The sequence below is a fragment of the Peribacillus sp. NPDC097675 genome (genome assembly GCF_050277655.1).
In the GTDB taxonomy this organism is placed as follows: domain Bacteria; phylum Bacillota; class Bacilli; order Bacillales; family DSM-1321; genus Peribacillus.
The window spans coordinates 1-18,476 of record NZ_JBNNSK010000004.1 but is presented as its reverse complement, the minus strand read 5'-3'; the positions used below and the strand labels follow the sequence as shown (position 1 = coordinate 18,476).

General features: G+C 40.4%; 25 protein-coding genes and 1 riboswitch. Of the genes, 12 read left to right on the top strand and 13 right to left on the bottom strand.

Features of this window, described 5'->3' with window-relative positions; genetic code table 11:
• Positions 1–165: 165 nt before the first annotated feature.
• The 3 genes from ACQKL5_RS07315 to ACQKL5_RS07305 all read right to left on the bottom strand — a co-directional run bounded on the left by ACQKL5_RS07315 (position 166) and on the right by ACQKL5_RS07305 (position 3,056).
• Positions 166–846 carry a class I SAM-dependent methyltransferase gene (locus ACQKL5_RS07315; RefSeq protein WP_427607589.1) on the bottom strand — a complete coding sequence of 227 codons (681 nt, stop codon included), beginning with the start codon at positions 844–846 and terminating at the stop codon, positions 166–168.
• Between the two features lie 157 nt (positions 847–1,003).
• Complete coding sequence (locus tag ACQKL5_RS07310; protein WP_427607588.1) at positions 1,004–2,464, bottom strand: methyl-accepting chemotaxis protein; 1,461 nt, start codon at positions 2,462–2,464, stop codon at positions 1,004–1,006.
• Positions 2,465–2,471: 7 nt separating this feature from the next.
• The gene (locus ACQKL5_RS07305; protein ID WP_427607586.1) at positions 2,472–3,056 is read right to left on the bottom strand and encodes a GNAT family N-acetyltransferase; all 585 of its coding nucleotides are present in this window, start codon (positions 3,054–3,056) and stop codon (positions 2,472–2,474) included.
• A 266-nt stretch (positions 3,057–3,322) separates the two neighbouring features.
• A riboswitch (PreQ1 riboswitch) is annotated at positions 3,323–3,365 on the top strand.
• Between the two features lie 52 nt (positions 3,366–3,417).
• Here ACQKL5_RS07305 and ACQKL5_RS07300 point away from each other — a divergent pair.
• The gene (locus ACQKL5_RS07300; RefSeq protein ID WP_427607584.1) at positions 3,418–3,978 is read left to right on the top strand and encodes a VUT family protein; all 561 of its coding nucleotides are present in this window, start codon (positions 3,418–3,420) and stop codon (positions 3,976–3,978) included.
• Positions 3,971–4,114: a hypothetical protein gene (locus ACQKL5_RS07295; protein ID WP_427607583.1), complete on the top strand. Its 144-nt coding sequence runs from the start codon at positions 3,971–3,973 to the stop codon at positions 4,112–4,114. Before ACQKL5_RS07300 ends, ACQKL5_RS07295 begins: the two co-directional genes overlap by 8 nt.
• Positions 4,115–4,176: 62 nt before the next feature.
• On the opposite strand, the gene ACQKL5_RS07290 is transcribed toward ACQKL5_RS07295, so the two are convergent.
• From ACQKL5_RS07290 to ACQKL5_RS07275, 4 genes are read right to left on the bottom strand one after another with little or no spacing between them, the layout of a single operon-like run.
• Entirely contained in the window at positions 4,177–4,449 is a 273-nt protein-coding gene (locus tag ACQKL5_RS07290) for a hypothetical protein (RefSeq protein WP_427607582.1), read from the bottom strand.
• Positions 4,450–4,460: 11 nt separating this feature from the next.
• Complete coding sequence (locus ACQKL5_RS07285) at positions 4,461–5,501, bottom strand: hypothetical protein (RefSeq protein WP_427607580.1); 1,041 nt, start codon at positions 5,499–5,501, stop codon at positions 4,461–4,463.
• Positions 5,502–5,516: 15 nt separating this feature from the next.
• Positions 5,517–6,377: a permease prefix domain 1-containing protein gene (locus ACQKL5_RS07280; RefSeq protein ID WP_427607578.1), complete on the bottom strand. Its 861-nt coding sequence runs from the start codon at positions 6,375–6,377 to the stop codon at positions 5,517–5,519.
• Positions 6,377–6,697: a PadR family transcriptional regulator gene (locus ACQKL5_RS07275; protein WP_427607576.1), complete on the bottom strand. Its 321-nt coding sequence runs from the start codon at positions 6,695–6,697 to the stop codon at positions 6,377–6,379. The genes ACQKL5_RS07280 and ACQKL5_RS07275 overlap by 1 nt, the downstream gene beginning before the upstream one ends.
• A 253-nt stretch (positions 6,698–6,950) precedes the next feature.
• Here ACQKL5_RS07275 and ACQKL5_RS07270 point away from each other — a divergent pair, with 253 nt between their 5' ends.
• Positions 6,951–7,691, top strand: a complete 741-nt coding sequence (locus ACQKL5_RS07270) for an alpha/beta hydrolase (protein WP_427607575.1) — start codon at positions 6,951–6,953, stop codon at positions 7,689–7,691.
• Between the two features lie 70 nt (positions 7,692–7,761).
• Here the strand turns inward: ACQKL5_RS07270 and ACQKL5_RS07265 are convergent, their stop codons facing one another.
• The 4 genes from ACQKL5_RS07265 to ACQKL5_RS07250 all read right to left on the bottom strand — a co-directional run bounded on the left by ACQKL5_RS07265 (position 7,762) and on the right by ACQKL5_RS07250 (position 10,515).
• On the bottom strand, positions 7,762–8,463 hold the full coding sequence (locus ACQKL5_RS07265; protein WP_427607573.1) for a DUF421 domain-containing protein: 702 nt from the start codon (positions 8,461–8,463) through the stop codon (positions 7,762–7,764).
• Between the two features lie 105 nt (positions 8,464–8,568).
• The gene (sinI, locus tag ACQKL5_RS07260) at positions 8,569–8,721 is read right to left on the bottom strand and encodes a DNA-binding anti-repressor SinI (RefSeq protein ID WP_427607572.1); all 153 of its coding nucleotides are present in this window, start codon (positions 8,719–8,721) and stop codon (positions 8,569–8,571) included.
• 319 nt (positions 8,722–9,040) lie between these two features.
• Positions 9,041–10,180, bottom strand: coding sequence for a CAP domain-containing protein (locus tag ACQKL5_RS07255; protein ID WP_427607570.1), 1,140 nt, complete (start codon positions 10,178–10,180; stop codon positions 9,041–9,043).
• A gap of 38 nt (positions 10,181–10,218) precedes the next feature.
• Entirely contained in the window at positions 10,219–10,515 is a 297-nt protein-coding gene (locus ACQKL5_RS07250) for a hypothetical protein (protein WP_427607569.1), read from the bottom strand.
• Positions 10,516–10,781: 266 nt separating this feature from the next.
• Here ACQKL5_RS07250 and ACQKL5_RS07245 point away from each other — a divergent pair, with 266 nt between their 5' ends.
• Positions 10,782–11,624, top strand: a complete 843-nt coding sequence (locus tag ACQKL5_RS07245) for an aldo/keto reductase (protein ID WP_427607567.1) — start codon at positions 10,782–10,784, stop codon at positions 11,622–11,624.
• A gap of 43 nt (positions 11,625–11,667) precedes the next feature.
• Here ACQKL5_RS07245 and ACQKL5_RS07240 read toward each other — a convergent pair whose 3' ends face one another.
• Positions 11,668–12,087 (bottom strand): MarR family winged helix-turn-helix transcriptional regulator, encoded by a 420-nt coding sequence (locus ACQKL5_RS07240; RefSeq protein WP_427607565.1) that lies wholly within the window; start codon positions 12,085–12,087, stop codon positions 11,668–11,670.
• 206 nt (positions 12,088–12,293) lie between these two features.
• Between ACQKL5_RS07240 and ACQKL5_RS07235 the strand changes: the two genes are divergently transcribed.
• A complete protein-coding gene (locus ACQKL5_RS07235) occupies positions 12,294–13,322 on the top strand; it encodes an NADH:flavin oxidoreductase/NADH oxidase (RefSeq protein WP_427607563.1) in 1,029 nt (342 codons plus the stop codon).
• Between the two features lie 171 nt (positions 13,323–13,493).
• Here the strand turns inward: ACQKL5_RS07235 and ACQKL5_RS07230 are convergent, their stop codons facing one another.
• On the bottom strand, positions 13,494–13,892 hold the full coding sequence (locus ACQKL5_RS07230) for a DUF5412 domain-containing protein (protein WP_427607561.1): 399 nt from the start codon (positions 13,890–13,892) through the stop codon (positions 13,494–13,496).
• A 198-nt stretch (positions 13,893–14,090) separates the two neighbouring features.
• Here ACQKL5_RS07230 and ACQKL5_RS07225 point away from each other — a divergent pair, with 198 nt between their 5' ends.
• From ACQKL5_RS07225 to ACQKL5_RS07195, 7 genes are all read left to right on the top strand, one after another.
• Positions 14,091–14,777, top strand: coding sequence for a CPBP family intramembrane glutamic endopeptidase (locus ACQKL5_RS07225; RefSeq protein ID WP_427608076.1), 687 nt, complete (start codon positions 14,091–14,093; stop codon positions 14,775–14,777).
• A 370-nt stretch (positions 14,778–15,147) separates the two neighbouring features.
• A complete protein-coding gene (locus tag ACQKL5_RS07220) occupies positions 15,148–15,342 on the top strand; it encodes a hypothetical protein (protein ID WP_427607560.1) in 195 nt (64 codons plus the stop codon).
• 70 nt (positions 15,343–15,412) lie between these two features.
• On the top strand, positions 15,413–15,724 hold the full coding sequence (locus ACQKL5_RS07215) for a rhodanese-like domain-containing protein (RefSeq protein ID WP_427607558.1): 312 nt from the start codon (positions 15,413–15,415) through the stop codon (positions 15,722–15,724).
• A gap of 239 nt (positions 15,725–15,963) precedes the next feature.
• Complete coding sequence (locus ACQKL5_RS07210) at positions 15,964–17,043, top strand: tartrate dehydrogenase (RefSeq protein WP_427607556.1); 1,080 nt, start codon at positions 15,964–15,966, stop codon at positions 17,041–17,043.
• Positions 17,044–17,105: 62 nt separating this feature from the next.
• Entirely contained in the window at positions 17,106–17,291 is a 186-nt protein-coding gene (locus ACQKL5_RS07205; protein ID WP_427607554.1) for a sporulation protein Cse60, read from the top strand.
• Between the two features lie 153 nt (positions 17,292–17,444).
• Positions 17,445–17,993, top strand: coding sequence for an MEDS domain-containing protein (locus ACQKL5_RS07200; protein WP_427607552.1), 549 nt, complete (start codon positions 17,445–17,447; stop codon positions 17,991–17,993).
• A gap of 20 nt (positions 17,994–18,013) precedes the next feature.
• On the top strand, positions 18,014–18,280 hold the full coding sequence (locus ACQKL5_RS07195) for an MGMT family protein (protein WP_427607550.1): 267 nt from the start codon (positions 18,014–18,016) through the stop codon (positions 18,278–18,280).
• Positions 18,281–18,476: the final 196 nt, after the last annotated feature.

The following is an 18,476-nucleotide window of genomic DNA, read 5'->3' as shown; positions in this document are numbered from 1 at the left end:
TCCAATGCAAAGCGGAGGTAAAGCTTCAAATCATCTATAGGTGACTACCAACTTTCAGGCGGAAGGGAATAAGCCTTACGTTTTTTATGATATGGAGGATTCAATGAGGGAAAAATACCGCTTTTCTTCTTATTGTATATTCCTCCATTATCGATTCGTCCTGATTCACGTTTTCCTTCCGTATAACACAACGAAATTAAAGTACTTATATAAACAATCGACATCCTGAAACCCGCTTTGTTGCAACCATTGAATTTGATCTTCAAGTGTGGACATTTTATCAAGCTTCGTCCGTTCGTGGGCAGCTTCCACTTCATCCAACGTCAGTCCGCTACTATTGATTTTATTCGCCCAATCTTCTTTATAAAGTGACTCGATATGGGCGGTTTGACCATGCACTTGATCGGCGTTCACGAACATTCCACTAGGCTTTAAGGCATCGTATAGACAATTAAAGAGATTCCTTTTCTCATCGTCCGTTAAATGATGGATGGATAAGGAGGAGATGATGAAGTCATACTTCCTATCGAAAACATAATCCGTATAGTCGGCTATTAAATACTCGACATCACTTTCACTTTTGAAGCGGTCTTTTGCAATTTTCATCATTTTCTCGGAAATATCGATTAGAGTCAGTTTTGCTTTTGGGAATTTTTCTTTTAGAAAGGATGAAAACAGTCCGGTGCCTGCACCAATGTCCAATACATGGGGTTTTTCATTTTTCGTATCGAGAACCGTAATGGGTATTGAGTAGAAGTCGTCAAAGCACGGAATAAGCTTACGCCGTTGCTCATCATATTGAGAGGCATGCTCATTGAAGCTTTCTCTTAGGTAATGCCTTGTCATCTTATTCCCCCCCTTAAATATCTTTCTGTTAGTATAAAACATTTGTAATATAATGGATAGTTTAGGAGGGTGTTTTTTAATGTTAGAAAAGAAGGAGGAAAGATTAAAACCCCCGCTGATTAGCGAGGATTTTCGTCAAAGGTAGGTGTACGTAGTTTTACTGCTTAACTAATAAATGAGCAATGCTTTCTTCGAGTTTAGAGAATCCATCTGATAACTCTTGTATGTCATGTTGTTGATTGGATACTAATGTAAGTGAATCTTCGAGACTTCCTTTGTTATTCTCTGTGGAATGTCGGTTAATTTCTACCCCTACGCTAACTTCTTTCATCAGCCCTTGAACATCCAAGATAAAAGTTTGTAAGTCTTTAGTCTGGTGGGTAATATTTTTCATGTTGGTATTTACCGTTGAGAAGATCCCTTTCACTTCAACCATACCCTGCGTATTATTTTCTATCGATTGTTGAGACCGGGAAATGGTTTCAGATACTTGATTGATCTTGGAACGGATGCTCATCAATAGACTAGCGATGGATTCGGTCGAGAGTTTAGAGGATTCAGCTAATTTCCTTACTTCCTCGGCTACGACAGCGAAGCCTTTGCCCTGTTCGCCCGCTCTTACCGCTTCGATGGAGGCATTTAAAGCGAGAAGGTTTGTTTGCTTGGAAATGTTTCCGATACTCTGACTGATCTTTTCGATGGATTCCGTTTCTTCCGTCAGTTCTTTCATTAGATGTACCGTATGATGAATGTCACCGTTGAAAGACTTTAGGTCGCTTTCTAGTAAATCGATACGCTGGACACTTTGCTTCGTCGCTACATTCGTAGACTCCACATTTTTGTGCATGTCGGCTATAGAATGTGTCATATCCTCGACTCGACTATTTGTAGAGGACATGCCTTCGTGAACCTGATTGGAATTCTCCACTTGTAAATCGAAGCTACCAAGCATCTCGTCCAACAGAGCGACAATTTCTGTACTACGCAGGTTAGTCTCGTCTGTCGCTTGATTCAATTCCTGTTGATAGCCCTTAACGGTGGTGACTGACCGGTTCACTCCATTCAGAATTCCTTGCAATTTTTCTTTCGATTCAATGGCTTCAGCCTTTTGCATTACCATTTCCTTATGTAATTTGTTATTAAAAAGGGAATGGAGAGCGGACGTGGCCGACACCATGCAAAAGGTGAGCAAGAAATATATTAAGTCCATCGTATCGGTTGTATGGAAAATAAGCTCACCTTGTGTAAAGAAATAATAGGAAACGGTGAAGAGCGTAATAACAATCGTGCATATGTTGATAATCTTGTCTTGGTATATGCCCATCACAGCCACATAAAAATACAAACTCATAATATTGATAAGATGAGGATCAAGGGCAATGATGATGAACATCGAGACTCCTATGATGATGAAATTGAAATATTTCGTAAAAGATGCCATTTTTTCTTTCCATTGAGGCCGGTTCGATATATAAGCTAATGGGCCAAGTATACATAGGAGAATGCCAAGGACCGTTGCCACAAGTATAAAAGGTATGCCAACGATTAAATTTAATAACTGAATGGCTGTAACCACACCTGCGAAAAAGAGAACGACCCAATTGTTTCTTCTTATCATTAGCATTTCACCTTGCATTCAGTACACCTTCTTTCGCTTCCATAACAGGAGATAACCATTCATATTTTTGCAGGTGTTTGTTATCATACACTTCTTTTAGATTGAAAACGGTGGGAATGGTATAGGCACCTTTGTAGAAAATTTCTCCCGCGACTTGAAGGGTAGGGATATGGTAAGAATGCGATAGGGAACGAAACACTTTAGGGTCAGTAAGAGCGACTAAATGGGTAACATTGTGCTTCTCCGCATAATCAATAATGGCACAAAATACATGTTTACCTAGCCTGCCTCGATATGGAGGCAAGACCGCTAAGCTATCGAGTTCCATTACCTTCATGTCGTCTGTTATCACGTCTTCAAATAGTTTTTTGATAAGGGGAGCAGTATCCATACCATAGGGGATGAATTCATAGGTTCCTCCCGGAAGTCCATCATCCGCAATCATTAAAAATAGATCAGACCCCTCTTTGGCAGCTTCGATTTCGAACCCCATTTCATCCCAAGCCGTGTTTTTAATCTGATGGAACGTCTCAAACTCTTCGGACGTTCTAACTTTCTTGTATACGAAGTATTCGTCTTCAAATGTACTCAAACTAGCTCTCCCTTTCTTATACTCTTATATAGTGCAAGGCCTATTTTTCGACATTCGTCCTATTAATAGGTCCATCCTATTGTGAATATCGACCTAAAAAGATAAATATTTACACTTTTTACTTGATTAGTAATGATTATTGTCGAAATCTTTGCAAAAAATTAGAGTTCAGTCCGAAAATACATGTTTTTAGTTAATTTGAAAATTATTGATTTACCTCCACATTCAGGATAAGATTAAGAAGGAAAATAATAAATCCGCTTAAGGTGGAAGAGGTTCTAGCTACCCTCTCAAAAAAACTAAGGAGAACAGCACTCTTTCTTAGGGTGCTGTTTTTTCCTGTATAAGGAGATTGGAAGAAATGACCAGAATTTTATTGTATTTGCTATCCATCGTCACCGCAAATGTGGTCACAGCAGCTTTTTTACCATTACAACTTGGTGTGTTCATCATTCCGATGGGAACATTGTTCATCGGAGGGACTTTCATCTTTCGTGACTTGGTTCAAAATAAATTTGGTAGGGCAAAGACCTATCTTTGCATTATCACAGCACTGATTTTATCAGCAAGTGTATCATTCTTATTAGGGGACACATTATTGATCGTATTTGCTTCTGCGCTATCCTTCGTGGTGGCGGAAACGGCAGATACGGAGATATACACCCGGTTAAAGTTACCCTTGAGCTGGCGGGTGTTTTACTCCGGGGTTGTTGGAGGTTTATTGGATTCCGCGATTTTCGTCGTTATTGGGCTTAGTCCATTGGGGGCGAATATTTTGCCTTGGTCTGCAGTACCGGCAGCCATTTTTGGACAGATCTTCGTTAAAACGATCATTCAGTCTATCGGTGCTGTGCTATTGGGTAAAATTCATGTAAGACTCGAAAAACGGTTAAGTACGGGAGGGAATGCGCTCGATGGATGATGCAAAAAAAGAAGCAGACAAATGCTATTGCTTGGAGGCCTTTCGCGAGAAATATGGTCCGCAAGTCCAGGGAGAATGCCTGAAGTTTTCATGTGCCAATTACAGAAAGCATAATCCGGATAAGCGAGAATCGTGAGTATGCATGTGGTCGTAACCATAAGAAAACCCCGTTGTCCTAACGGGGTTTTCTTATGGTTGTTAGTTCTTTAACCAGGTTAGCATCCGAATCAATTCAAAAGGTTCATACCAGGTTACCCATAATAAAAGGATAAAGAGTGAGGCAACAGAAAAGAATTTCATACTGCCTTTTTCTTTTACGCCTATGGCGATAAAACTAAGAATGGCTCCCACGACTAATGCTACTATGAAACCAAACAAGAAATAGCCCTGAGTAAAGGTATTTAAGAAATGTAATCCAACCCCAATTATTCCAATGCTGCTAAAAGCGATAGATAACCTACTATATTTCATCAAACCCCTCCTTATTTATTCATTTGGGGTAAGATAATTTCCTTTGGAGCATCTCCATCGATGCCCACTTTATATAGGTGATACTGCGGATCACTTACACCGAATTTTTTATCTACCATGAAGTACACGGTCTTGGAGTCGCTACTAAAGACAGGGCGTTCGGTGTATTCATTTAAGTGTGTGAGCTGTTTTTCGGTCTTGGTTTCAAGGTCATACGTATAAAGCTCATATATGAAAGTATCCCCTGATCCCTCGTTTGAGATAGATTGGAAAACCATCGTTTTTTCATCCGGTCCCATTATAAAATCGAACACATCGACCTCTCTTTCAGGATCGGAGACGGTTTCAATTTTTTTATTCTTGAATTCGATTTTAAAGATTCGTTGATGCGTTTCGAAAATTTCATCAGCCGTTTTAGCATTGTCATCATCGTCCGTTTGATAATATGCGGCTTTTCCGTTCCCAGCGATATTTAGAGAACTGAGACCATATTTTTTGAACGTGGTCAATTGGGTAGACTCATTCTTATCGAAATCAAACTCATAGATATCGAGGTCATGTGGACGTGGCCCCGCGATTGGCGAATAGTTTTTATAGGTCCCCGCTCCGATATAAAAGAGGGAACGGTCCTGATCTGAGAATTCAAGTTCTGTGAGGAGAAAATCCGCATCGAATAATTCGCTGACTTTCTTGGATCCCAGATCAAGCAAGTGGACTGTACTCGTTGAATCTTCACCTTGGTTTTTATCTGTTGTAATAAACGCGAGCGTATCTCCTTCAGAGGAAAAGGTGGGATCGAGTATTTGTTCATCGTTTTTGAGTTCGATGACTTTTTCCTCCAAGGATAAGTCCGGATTATAAAGGTTTAATTGTGGTTTGCCTTGATCATGCGTGACATAGGCAAACGTTCCTTGACTGGAAACGTCGTATTGATTGGTAAGACCTTGTTGTTTTTCATTTTCCTCTTTTTTAAAGACCAAGCCGGCAATGACAAATAAAACGGTCACGAAAGCGAGAGAAATCAGAATGAAGTAAATCGATTTCTTTTTCATTTCAAGAGCTCCTTATCAGTAAAAATTGAACAGCGTTAGAACAATGGAAATTACAAGTACAAACTGTAATATGGTGCATATAGTTGAAGCCTTTGGGTGTTTTTTCAATAATTTGATCTGCAAGATGTATAGGAATACCCAGAGAATGGCCGGGATGGAAAATAGCAACATAAAGGGATGCAACTCACTTGAGAAAATCAGGAAGATATATAAGTAAAAGATGGTGGCAGCCACAATCAAGATGCCAAGTGTTATATTAAATAAATGGAGCCGTTTGGCTTTTCTTAAAGACTTACCGGTATAGCTTGGCAAGACCAAGGCTGTTTTATAAATAAGATACACAGATAGCAAGAGAATCACCGCAATAATCAGGCTGAATAAGGGAAACATCGTGAAGTCGAGGTCAGAAGCGACTCCCCAGCCATATAGATAGACAAGGGTGTGGGTCACTAAAGCTGTATTGATCCAAATTTTGCGATTGATAGAGACTAAGAGGTTAAGAGTGAGCGAGAGTAAGAGAGCGCTAGTCAGTATCGAAAAAAGAAGCCAGCCGATGTAAGCATCGCCATTTTGAAAAAGTTGTAATGAGTATACGGAGAACGTATAAAGAATGGACACGATGGAAAGTGTCAGCATTAGCTCTTTTCGATACGGAAAGAGCGCCTGTTGAATTTGACTACCAATTTCCCATTCGTCTCCAAAAAGGTCTATCGCCATTTTCTCCGCTTGTTTAGGGGAATGCCCCTGTTTGACCAAATCGGCTTGGCTCATCTCAAGATGAACAAGCATTTCTTCATACATGTCTTCTTTTTCTTCCTTGGTACAATCGGTTTGATTGACTATTTTTTGAATATAACGTTCAGATTTTGTCTTCATCAGAAATCCTCCGCACTTTTCCGTACTAAACCTTCCAGGAAGGAGAAGCTGTTACGTTTTCTTTCCAGTTCCGTTCTTCCACTGTCGGTAAGTCGGTAATATTTCCTTCGTCCTGCCTCGGACTCTTGCCAATACCCTTCAATGTATTCCTTCCTTTCTAAACGCTTAAGAGCAGGGTATAGCGTGCCTTCACTGATTTCATATTGTCCTTCGCCCATCTTTCTTAAAACTTTCGTCATTTCATAGCCATATAATTCTTTTTGTGAAAGAAGCGAAAGTATGAGGAGGTCAATGCTGCCCTTCATCATTTCCTTATCCAAGTATAATCACCCAACTTTTCCCTTTTTTTATAGTGTAATACGATGTACCTCGTATTACAAGGTAAAAGATTCTAAAAATTTTTAAATATAGATTTAAGATTGCTAATTAGAATCAGTCATAGTAAAATGTGCTTCGAGCCGGATGACTTGTCCTAAGTAAGGCCAAGATACTATAATGACATTGATATATTTTATAGAAATGATCTTATCTAAAATTTCTACATAGACAACTAGAGGAAAAGGAGCAGATAGTATGAAAGTCGTTGCACCTGAGACATTCACATATAAAGGTGGAGATAGAGCAGTTCTCTTACTTCACGGATTTACTGGAAGCACGGCAGATATGAAAAAATTGGGTCGTTATCTAAATGACCGCGACTATACCTGCCACGCACCTCTTTATAAAGGACACGGGGTGCCAGCTGAGGAACTGATTCATACCGGTCCTAAGGATTGGTGGAAAGACGTAGTGGAGGGATATCGTTTCCTTAAAGAGGAAGGGTATGAGGATATAGCTGTTATCGGGATTTCACTCGGCGGGGTCTTTTCTTTGAAAATGGGAACTGAATTCCCTATGAAGGGGGTTGTTTCCATGTGCGCCCCTATGGTTGGAAGAGATGTCGGGCGATTACATAATCGGATGATTAGTTATGCCAAAGCCTATAAGAAATTTGAAGGCAAAGATGCAGAGCAAATCGATGCCGAAATTAAGCTCCTAGAACAAGAACCAATGGAATCATTGAAAGATGTTTTGCATATCATTGAAGATACGAGCGAGAATTTGGACCTGATCACGGCGCCGACCCTTGTTCAACAAGGCCGATTGGATGGTCCTGATTATACGAATAGTGCACCGACAATATTCAATGAAGTCGATACGCAACATAGGCAATTAATCTGGTACGAGCAATCAGGGCACATCATCACATTGGGGAAAGAACGCGAGCAAGTGTATGAGGACGTGTACCGCTTCTTAAATACCCTGAACTGGTAAGTGGAAAATGGAAAAGGCCGCCGATTTGGTGGCCTTTTCCTATGAATTGAAATCTCTCTGGATTCGAAATTTAACCATATAAGAAAATCTTGAGGTTACCGTTAGTATCTATAGTTGCCAATAGAATATCGGTTACATCTGCATTGTATACGGTTATATTCTTTTTCAGCCAACCTTCATCTTTACCGACTCGGTTTAATTCATGAGAATCAATCTTTCCCTCTTTAATGATGGTTATAGGAAAAGAAAATGGCTTTGTAGTCAACTGTATATCAGCGGGGGTCACTGATTGGTATTGGGGAAGTAAGAAGAAAGAAATAGTCCCATCTGGTTCCCAAAATGACAAAGCAACTTTTTGAATGTCTTCAATATTTGCCTTTCTTAATTCGGATAATATCATATCGATAGAAATTCGTGCTTTGACTAAGTTTTTATGGATGACTTGTCCGTTTTCTATAAGAGGCAAAGGGGAACCTTCAAAAAAATTCCGCAGACTGACCCAATGAAGACTCCCCACTACACTGATAAGATATAAAATAACCAGTACGAGAGTAGTGATCATGGGACCCTTTAAGCCTAACTGTTCATCAGATAATGGATGGGCAAGAATATTTCCAATGATTAAGGCCATTAGAAAATCAATCAACCTTAACTGGGATATGGCTCGGCGCCCCATCATCTTGACCGCAAAGAGTAAAAAAAAGAAAGAAACTATCGCTCTCAAGATCCACTGAAGGCCGGTAAGTGTTTCTTGGCTGTAGAAAAAATCCACCTAAACTCACGTCCTTGATTTTGGTTATATAAGAACTAGTATGGGCGTTTGACCGATATAGATGTAAAAATAAAAAAATGAACCTCTAATGGAAGTTCACCTCTTTTATCGCATTTGGCTCGATTCCTCACCGTTCGGATCCTGTTCGATGAATGTTCTGATCTGTTCTAGCGTTATCCCACATTGTTTCGCTTCTATAATGAGTTCTAGCCATAAACTATCAAGGGGCTCCTGTTGAAGCTCTTCTTCGCGATCCATGATCATCCTCCAATCTAACCTTGTTCTTTAAATAACCCAGAGCATTGCAAGCTAGAAAGTAGAATGACTGATTGGGTTTAGTTCTATGACATAATAGCCGATTTTTTTTGTCTCTATGACTTTTTTTGATGGTTAATTTTAGGTCTTTAATATGGGGAATCAGAAGGATTCCTAGTGATGATTATTTTCCAATATATAACTCTCATGTATTATCTAACAGGAATAAAGTAGTAGTCAAGTTAAAGTGTGTAATTATCAGATAATTTAACAAAAAAACAAAAAACCGTCCAGGTTATCCCTGATGACGGCTTGAACATGCTCATCTTGCTAAATAATTTTCTGTATAATATGGTTTTTCGTTTTCTTCAAAGGCGACGCCTACCCCAAGTGAGGAGAAGTCTTTTTGTAATTTATTTTCCCTATGCCCGATTGAATTCATTAATCCTTCGTGGGCAAAGATACTGCTGTTCTGACCAGCGGCAAGGTTTTCACCGGCCATCCGGAACGTGATCTTATCACTTTCCATCCGATCGAAGGGGGATTCTCCTTCAAGATTGGTGTGGTTGAAGTATTGATGGACGGCCATGTCTTTGCTGTGATCTTGAGCAGTCACTTTAACCTGTTTATCCCATGAAAGGACAGAAAGGCCGTGATTGACCCTTGAAGCATTGGTCAAGTCAAAGAGTTGATATTCAAAACCCTGTTTAAGCTCGGTGCTAGCGGGGGCGAAATAAGTGCTCTTCTGCTGTTCAAGACCTGCACTGATGATTTGGATCGATGTGACGGTATTCTTCTCATGTTTATCATAAAAAATCGTGACGAAGCTGTTATCCATCTTGAACATATCGTATTCACCATTGCTTTGGATCTGGTAATAGACATTCCCTTTAAGCAGTTTTGTGATGGGTTCACTCAGTTTCTCCGTCACCGTTTCCTTGGATGTGCCTCGTTTTATCCCTTGTTTGGATGAAATTAAATCCTGATTTGTATAGAGACCGACCACTTTATCCTTACTGTCGTATGCGACCATGAAGAAGTTTTGATAGTTCTCATGATAGGCAAACCACTCCACCCCATATTCGTTCAGGGAATGGCGTTTAGCATCTCCTGCCAGCTTTTCGACAGATTCCTTTGTGTCGCCAAGCTCGATATTACGGACCGAAAAGGAGGATTCAGCAGGGGCCTTCAAGTCAGGTTTATCCACCTTTTTCGTTTCGGTTTGTTCCTCATCTCTTGCTTGATTGATTGTATCGGTCAATTTGTCGATCAACTGGTTGACTTCTGTATTCAGTTTTTCAATGGCATTTGATACTTCAGGTTTGGTTAAGAGGGAGCGAACATCCGTCGTGAAAGATTCGATTCCTGCCTTTACTCCCGACTCCTGAATGTCTTTTCCATATCCGTACCAAAATCCGCCGAGAAGAAGAAAGAGAATCAATAGATTAATCACTTTCCGCACATCGTTCACCCCAACTCACTATATAATCACGTTTCCAATCAGCTTGTAAATTGTAAAAGGGGAGGTAAAGATAATAATACGATGGAAAAAATGAATAGAGCCCGTGTAACTCTTTTTGGGAGCTTCTCTTTTTTTCCTTTGTACCACCCGCTGAATTGCAGCTTGTTTCGATATAAAACAAACAATAATATCAGTATAGCCACAGAACCCAAATAGCCATACTGATTATAACTGATGCCGAAATTCTGATAAACATTCGCTAATACGGACGAACAAAAAGCACCGGCAATGCCGAAAATTAAAAGAATCCGGATTAACTCCAAAAGTATTCTCATGTTTTCCTCCTATTAATCATTTCCTTTTGTTACCCCTGCTGTATATAGTTTTCTACACGGGACACAAGGGTTCCTCCCTTTGTCAATTTTCAGTTTCTCGTTCAAACACTATCCTCCAGTGCTGAAAACCACCATCCACCTTATCCTTTAAGGTGGATTACTGTATTTTACTTCTAAAATATATCATAATTGATGGTGAGGTGGATGGTGCCCAAAAGCAGTATCCATTTCTTTTAGTGCATAATGAAAAATGGAGGTTTCTGATTATGGTAAATAGTTTACAAGCAACAACGACATTACATAATGGCGTCGAAATGCCTTGGTTCGGTCTAGGTGTATTTAAAGTGGAAGAAGGCCTGGAATTAGTGAACGCGGTCAAAGTTGCGATAAAACATGGATATCGTAGCATTGATACTGCAGCCGTTTATGCCAATGAAGAGGGAGTCGGAAAAGGCATTCGTGAAGGAATAAAGGAAGCGGGAATAGCAAGAGAAGACTTGTTCGTTACTTCAAAAGTGTGGAATTCCGAATTGGGCTATGAATCGACACTGGCAGCATACGAAACAAGCTTAAAGAAACTAGGCTTGGAGTATTTGGATCTCTATCTAATTCATTGGCCTGTAGAAGGAAAGTACAAAGAAGCTTGGAGAGCAATGGAAACTCTTTATAAAGAAGGCAAGGTAAAAGCGATTGGGGTAAGTAATTTCCAAATCCACCATCTAAAAGATTTACTGGAAGACGCCGAAGTGAAGCCGATGGTCAATCAAGTCGAATGCCATCCGCGGTTAACGCAAAAAGAACTTCAAGCATTTTGCCAAGATCAAGGAATTCAGTTAGAAGCATGGTCTCCACTGATGCAAGGAGAACTACTGAATGATGAGCGATTACAAGAAATTGCGTCTACGTACGGCAAAAGTGTTGCGCAAGTCATTTTACGTTGGGATTTACAAAATGAAATCGTCACGATTCCAAAATCCACTAAAGAGCATCGCATTGTCGAGAATGCTTCCATATTTGATTTCGAATTAACGGAAGAAGATATGGCAGAAATAAATAAGTTGAACCAGAATCATCGGGTTGGCCCGGATCCTGACAACTTCGACTTTTAATTATGGAGAGATAGACAAGCTTTGTGGTCTATCTCTTTTCTATTCAATCATCTTTACTCGACTTTTTGATATTCATGAAAAAAGTAAGGGCTGAAGCAATGTCACTGTTTGACAGTGATGTAGTAAGCGTTTCGTTGACCGTTTCCAATATCTCTTGAAGTCGCTGCTCTCCCTTATCCGTTATAAGGGCACACACACCGCGGCGATCGTCTTCATACCCTAGTCTTTTTATAACCCCGCAGCTTTTATTTTCCATCCTGACGGAAAGTCTGGACATGGCACTTTGGCTTAATCCCACAAGCTGCTGCAATTCCAGGAGCCTCAGTTTTTTTTCGGGGGACTGTGATAAGTACAGTAAAACGTAAAACTCATTTAACGGCATTTGGTGCTTTTCCTGCAAGGCTCTATCAAGTTCATTGGAGAGCATGGCATGAATATGTGTAAAGGATAGCCAAGTATTCATAAGGGATTGTTCATTGGACATCTCTTTTCGCCTACCTCCGATTTATTTTAAGATACCATTCAATGCATTAAATGTACCAATAGGAGGGGACATTGACAATAGGGTATTTAGAGAGCGGTCCGATTTGAATTGGTTGACACTGAATTTTCGGCATGATATAAATGCATGTGCATGCATTAATTTTTTTAATGGAGGAGATTGATAAAATGAATCATTTATTTTCACCTTATACTATAAAAAATCTAGAGCTTAAAAATAGAGTTGTTATGCCCCCTATGTGCCAGTACTCTGTCTATGCTGAAGATGGCATACCGACGAATTGGCATCAGCATCATTACGTGAGCAGGGCCATTGGCGGCACAGGATTGATCATCGTGGAAATGACCGATGTCGAACCGGCTGGCCGAATTACCAACCGTGATCTTGGTCTATGGTCTGACGATCAAGTCGGTGCTTTCACTAAGATTGTCGATGAAGTGCACGAGCATGGATCCAAAATTGGTATCCAAATCGCACATGCAGGACGTAAAGCAGAAGATGCAGAAATTCCTGTAGCCCCTTCTGCCATTGCCTTTGATGAAACCTACAAAACGCCAAGAGCGTTGGAAACAGAAGAAGTGAAGGAAATGGTCGAGAAGTTCCGGCTGGCAGTCAGAAGAGCTGTACAAGCTGGGTTTGATGCCATTGAGTTACACGGTGCGCATGGCTATCTCATTCACCAATTTACGTCTCCACTTACGAATAAAAGGGAAGATGAATACGGAAAAGACCTTACCAAATTCGGAGTGGAAGTCATCAAGGCGGCGAAAAGCGAAATGCCTGCTGATATGCCTTTGATCATGCGTATTTCTGCTAAAGAGTATGTGGATGGCGGATACGGAATTGAAGAGAGCATCGAGTTTTCGAAAGTCTTTAAAGAGGCGGGAGTGGATATGTTCCATGTCAGCTCTGGCGGAGAAGGCCCGATTGGTGCTGCTGGAAGACCAGGTACGCATGCCAGCTATCAAACGCCATTAGCAAGGGAAATCAAAAAAGCGCTGGACATCCCGGTGATCGCTGTAGGCCGATTGGAAGATCCAATCCTAGCAAACTCAATCATTGGTAATGAAGAAGCCGACTTGGTTGCGGTTGGAAGAGGCATGCTGCGTCATCCTTACTGGACGCTAGAAGCTTCTAAAACTCTCAACAAAAAGATCGATCTTCCGAAACAGTATGAATTAGCATTCAAACATTAAAAAAAGTACACAGGATGGCCGTAAGCATTGCTTGCGGCCCTCTTTGTGTGTTCAAATCGCCTTTTGCTTTCTTAACCATGCTTCAGCATGTCAAAAATCTAATCTTACTACGGTTGAGATGTTTAGAAGTGCAAAAAAACCTCAACAATAGAGGTTGAGATTTTTCTTCTATCATAGATTTCGAAAGTCGAATTTTTCTTTAGGAACATTAAGTCTATGTCCATTAATTACTACTGTGTCGTCATCTATCCATTTAATATTGGCAGTTTCTTCACGGTCATTCCAATAGATGTTTTTCGTCTTACCATTGCGATTGTTAAATACTAATTCGCCTCGTACGGAATATGAAGTAGTAGCTCCTCCATTTGCTAGATAGGTTTTTAATGTATAGGTTCCGTCTGGGGAAGTTTCTTCTGTAAGATAATCTCCTGTTGGTAATCTGTTCATATCAAAAAACGCCCAATAAACACCATACCCTATCATACCGATAAATAATAATCCAATGAAAAGGAAAATTTTAAGGATCTTGTTTCCAGTTTTCTTCTTGTTTTTCGCCCATTCAGTAGTCAATTATATCCCCCTTCAAGTTACCATTAATTGTACAAATTATACATGAATGGTAACTGCCTTTATACATTTATTACATAACACAGACTTTGCGAAAATCTCCATGCTTTTTTGCATTTTTTAAAAATAGTGCTTGCAGGTGACGTTACGTCACCTTTTAAACTGATGATAACGTTATCGGAGGGGGAATTATTTTTGAAGATGCCTAGTAAAACTATACCATGGTCTTGGAGGGAACTCGTCTCCATTCTCGTACTTGTTTTAATCGTTGTACCATTTTTCATTGAGTTTTTATTGGCAAATTTCTTATTGAACTTGTTTCAAAATGATTTGTATTCAGGAACATTGGTAGGGTTCATCATGTCAATCATGTTCATGCTGGCCATCTATTTCATCACTTTAAGGCCAAAGGGCCTTAAATGGAATGAGGTGGGGTTAAATCGGTTTCCAGGAAGCTATGGGAAGAACATAATCGGCTGGACAATCCTATTGATTGTGGTTAGCATCTTGATGATCATCGTGATGGACATCATGGGGGTAGGGGTTGAAAATAGCAAAACGGAAAGCGTGCAGTCTCAACTGACCCCGATCAATTTCGTGATTGGATTCGTATCGGCGGCCATCATTTCCCCTATATACGAGGAGATCTTATATCGCGGATTCCTTTATAGATGGTTTAGAAGTAAATGGGGCTTGAAGGCCGGATTGTTTCTTAGCTCATTCATTTTCATGATCGTACATATTCCGAACTATAATGTTTTGCCGGTGACTTTTGTATCCGGGCTCCTCTTTGCTTGGACCTACGAAAAAACCAAATCAGTTCTCCCTGGCATGATCATTCATGGTACATTTAACGCCATTGCCATAATTTTAACTTCGTTAGGGTGAGGTTGGCACACAAGCAGTTGAAAAAACCAAGGATGACTCTATCAAATGAAAAACTACCGACATAACCTTAAAGAAAGAGGCAGTACTCATAGGAATTCTAAATCTTAAAGTGTAGGTAACTTCAAAGTAGAACTAGAAAATATATTATGTACTCTAATAACAAAAGAATTAAGGCTAAATAAAAGGGATGAGTCCAGCACATTACCGTACTCATGCCCAAGAGGCTGTCTGAATAACCGTTATGAGGTTGCCCAAGAGGCTGCAATAACTCGCAACAATTCCTCTGAATGGACGGTACACCATCCCTTTTTCTTCCAATTTCATGTATAATGGGATTTGGTATCTTTGAGAGGAGAAGGGGGTCGTATCATTGAGCAAAAAACAATATATGGTGTTAACTGGTTTTTTGACGTTTTTCTTGATTTTGTCGCTGCTGTTTACCAATACATACTTCACCCATCGAGGAATCATGGAGGCTGCCAATACGTGTTATGACCACAACGGTATGCCAGAGGTGGAGAAAAGTATCCTTTCAATTAACTGGTCTGTTATATGCCATCCATAATAGTCATGTTTTCCTGAAAGTTTTGTTATAATATACAAGACAAATTAAACGATAACTTGGGGTGCTTATAATGGAACAAATTAAAATTTTTACACCAGAAGAAATTGAAGCAAAGGTTGAGGCGGGAGAAGCGATCGAGCTTGTCGATGTCCGTGAAAACGAGGAAGTGCAAGAAGGGATGATTGAAGGGGCGAAGCACATTCGCATGAATGATATCCCTGACAACCTTGACTACTTCGATAAGGATAAAGAATATATCTTCATCTGCCGTTCAGGCCGCCGTAGTGAGAATGTATGCCATTACCTTCAGGAGCAAGGCTATAAAGTGGCGAACATGGATGGCGGAATGATGCATTGGACAGGGGAAGTCATCGTTAAGTGATGGGGTTTTTCAAGAAGCCTTGTTACTTTTGTAAACGGAAGACGAAAGACGTCACGACCTATCTGAACGAAGATCGAAAAAAAATACATGTTTGTGCACAGTGTAAGGGGTATGCAGAAAGACGTGCATATTTCCGAGCTAAATGAGTAGGGCCCTTCTTTCGGAGGGCTCTTTTTTCTATTGATATGTTAAAATAAGGATGATGAAATCAGAATATATAGACAAAGGGGAATCCGTCAGTGAAGGTGCATAAAATAGCGGTTATCGCGGGAGATGGAATTGGTCCTGAAGTAATGGATGAAGGAGTAAAAGTATTGAAAAAAGTGGCTGAATTAGCCGGCGACTTTTCGTTTGAATTCACCTATTTTCCGTGGGGGTGTGAATATTATTTGGAGCATGGAAAAATGCTTCCGGATGATGGGCTGGAACAATTGAAGGAATTCGAGGCTGTCTATCTTGGGGCTGTCGGTTATCCAGGTGTCCCCGATCACATTTCACTACGGGAACTGTTGTTAAAGATAAGGAAGCAATTCGATCAATACGTGAATGTACGTCCCATCAAATTGCTGAAGGGTGCTCCATGTCCCCTAAAGGATGTGACCCCTGACCAAATTGATATGGTGGTCATCCGCGAAAACAGTGAGGGAGAATATGCGGGTGCAGGAGATTGGCTGTTTAAGGGGAAGCCCGAGGAAGTCGTGCTACAGACAGGCGTTTTTTCACGTAAAGGTACGGAACGGATTATCCGTTATGCCTATGAATTGGCCCGGAAATCTGGGAGAACGCTCACGAGTATCAGTAAAGCGAATGCCTTAAACTATTCAATGGTTTTTTGGGATGAAGTGTTTGAAGAAATCGGACAAGAATATCCCGATGTTGAGACGCATTCTTACTTGGTCGACGCTGCGAGCATGTTCTTTGTCAAACAGCCGGAAAGGTTCCAAATCGTCGTCACTTCCAACTTATTTGGAGACATCATCACTGATTTGGGAGCCGCCATTGCTGGGGGGATGGGGTTGGCCGCCGGAGCCAATTTGAATCCTGAACGGGTGTATCCATCGATGTTCGAGCCAATCCACGGTTCAGCACCAGATATTGCCCAGCAAGGTATCGCCAATCCACTTGCCGCTATATGGTCCGCAAGCCAGATGCTAGATTTCTTCGGTCGCGAGGATTGGGGCAAGAAGGTGTTGGATATGATTGAACAAGTGATGGTCAATCAACAGGTGCTCACTCCTGACATGGGTGGGAACTCTTCCACCAAAGATGTGGGCAATGAGGTGGTCAAGTTATTATCAAATTATAGTATAGACGTATAATAGTCGAAAGAAATGGACACCCTGCTCAATAACCATCAATCGTGAAGGGCAGGGGAGAGCCAATGATTCAAGTGAAATTATTTGATTATGAGCATGAAAAGGATCTGGAAGAGGAAATGAATGACTTTCTCTTAGATATCCGGGATAGTCAAATCGTTGATATCAAGTACAATGTCGCCACGACCGGTGAAGAGGAGCATGAACAGATATACTGTTTTAGCGCAATGATCATTTATAAAAAGAAGTGAAATCCGACCCATGAGATTTGGTGTCGGTTTTTTTTGTATAAAAAAACAGGTCATAATGTTCAAGGAATTTTACTTCTGCGAAGAGAATAGGTAAAGTTAGATGGAATACAGTGTAAAGGTGTATTAAAAGGGGAGACCATTTTGGATAACAATATGAAACAATTAATGAAAGAACTACAGGAATCAAATGGAGGCCATGTGTTCTACTGTTTCAATGAACTAGACACCTATATACATAACGAAACCATGTTCATTATTTCCGGTGTGGAGCAAGGGAATGATATTATGGTTGCCGAGAATGATCGGATTTTTCCTTTCGTATATAAAAAATTACAAGCACAATTAAATGAGGAACAGCTCAAGAAAGTGCATCATATTAATAATTTCGATTTTTATTGCTTTGAAGGCAACTTTTATCCTTCGACGATGGTTGATTATTTTTTAAAGAATGTTGAAAGATATCAAGATAGTGATGTGTCCTTACAAACATGGGGCCATGTTGAGTGGGGAAAAAGTGACCATACATTGATCGATGACATAACCGAATATGAAAAAAGGGCAAACCAAATCGTTGCAGATAATAGCATGATATCCGTTTGCGCCTATGATGAATGCAGGATGAATCCTGCATTAAAGTCTTTGTTAATGAAGCACCACGGAGTGTTCATGACGGATGAAGCATGTTCAATCATCGCTAATTAAATCAGGTAGAGGTGACGTTTTTGGAGCGCTTTACTGAAGAAGTAATTGAAATCATACAACATATTCCACATGGAAAAGTAATGACCTATGGGCAGATCGGGGAACTGGCGGGAAGTCCGCGTAGTGCAAGGCAAGTCGTACGCATTCTTCATTCAAGCAGCAAGAAATACAATCTTCCTTGGCATCGGGTAATTAACGCCAAAGGAGAAATCGGACTCAAACAAGAAGGGCCGGCGACTGAACAAATTTTCTTGCTGAAAGTCGAAGGAATCGAAATCACAGATTAAGGAAAAATCGACCTTGACGTGTATCGGCATCATCCTAATTGACCTATTCAAGGGACAAGTCGTTATGGACGGAATAAGATGAAACAAAAAAGAAGGGGCTGTCTAATAAGTCCCGAAAATAAAACAGGTGGAGAAAAACAACTCGTTTTTCTCCACCTGTTTTTCTATTGTTATAATTATTCATTGAAAGTAGCTG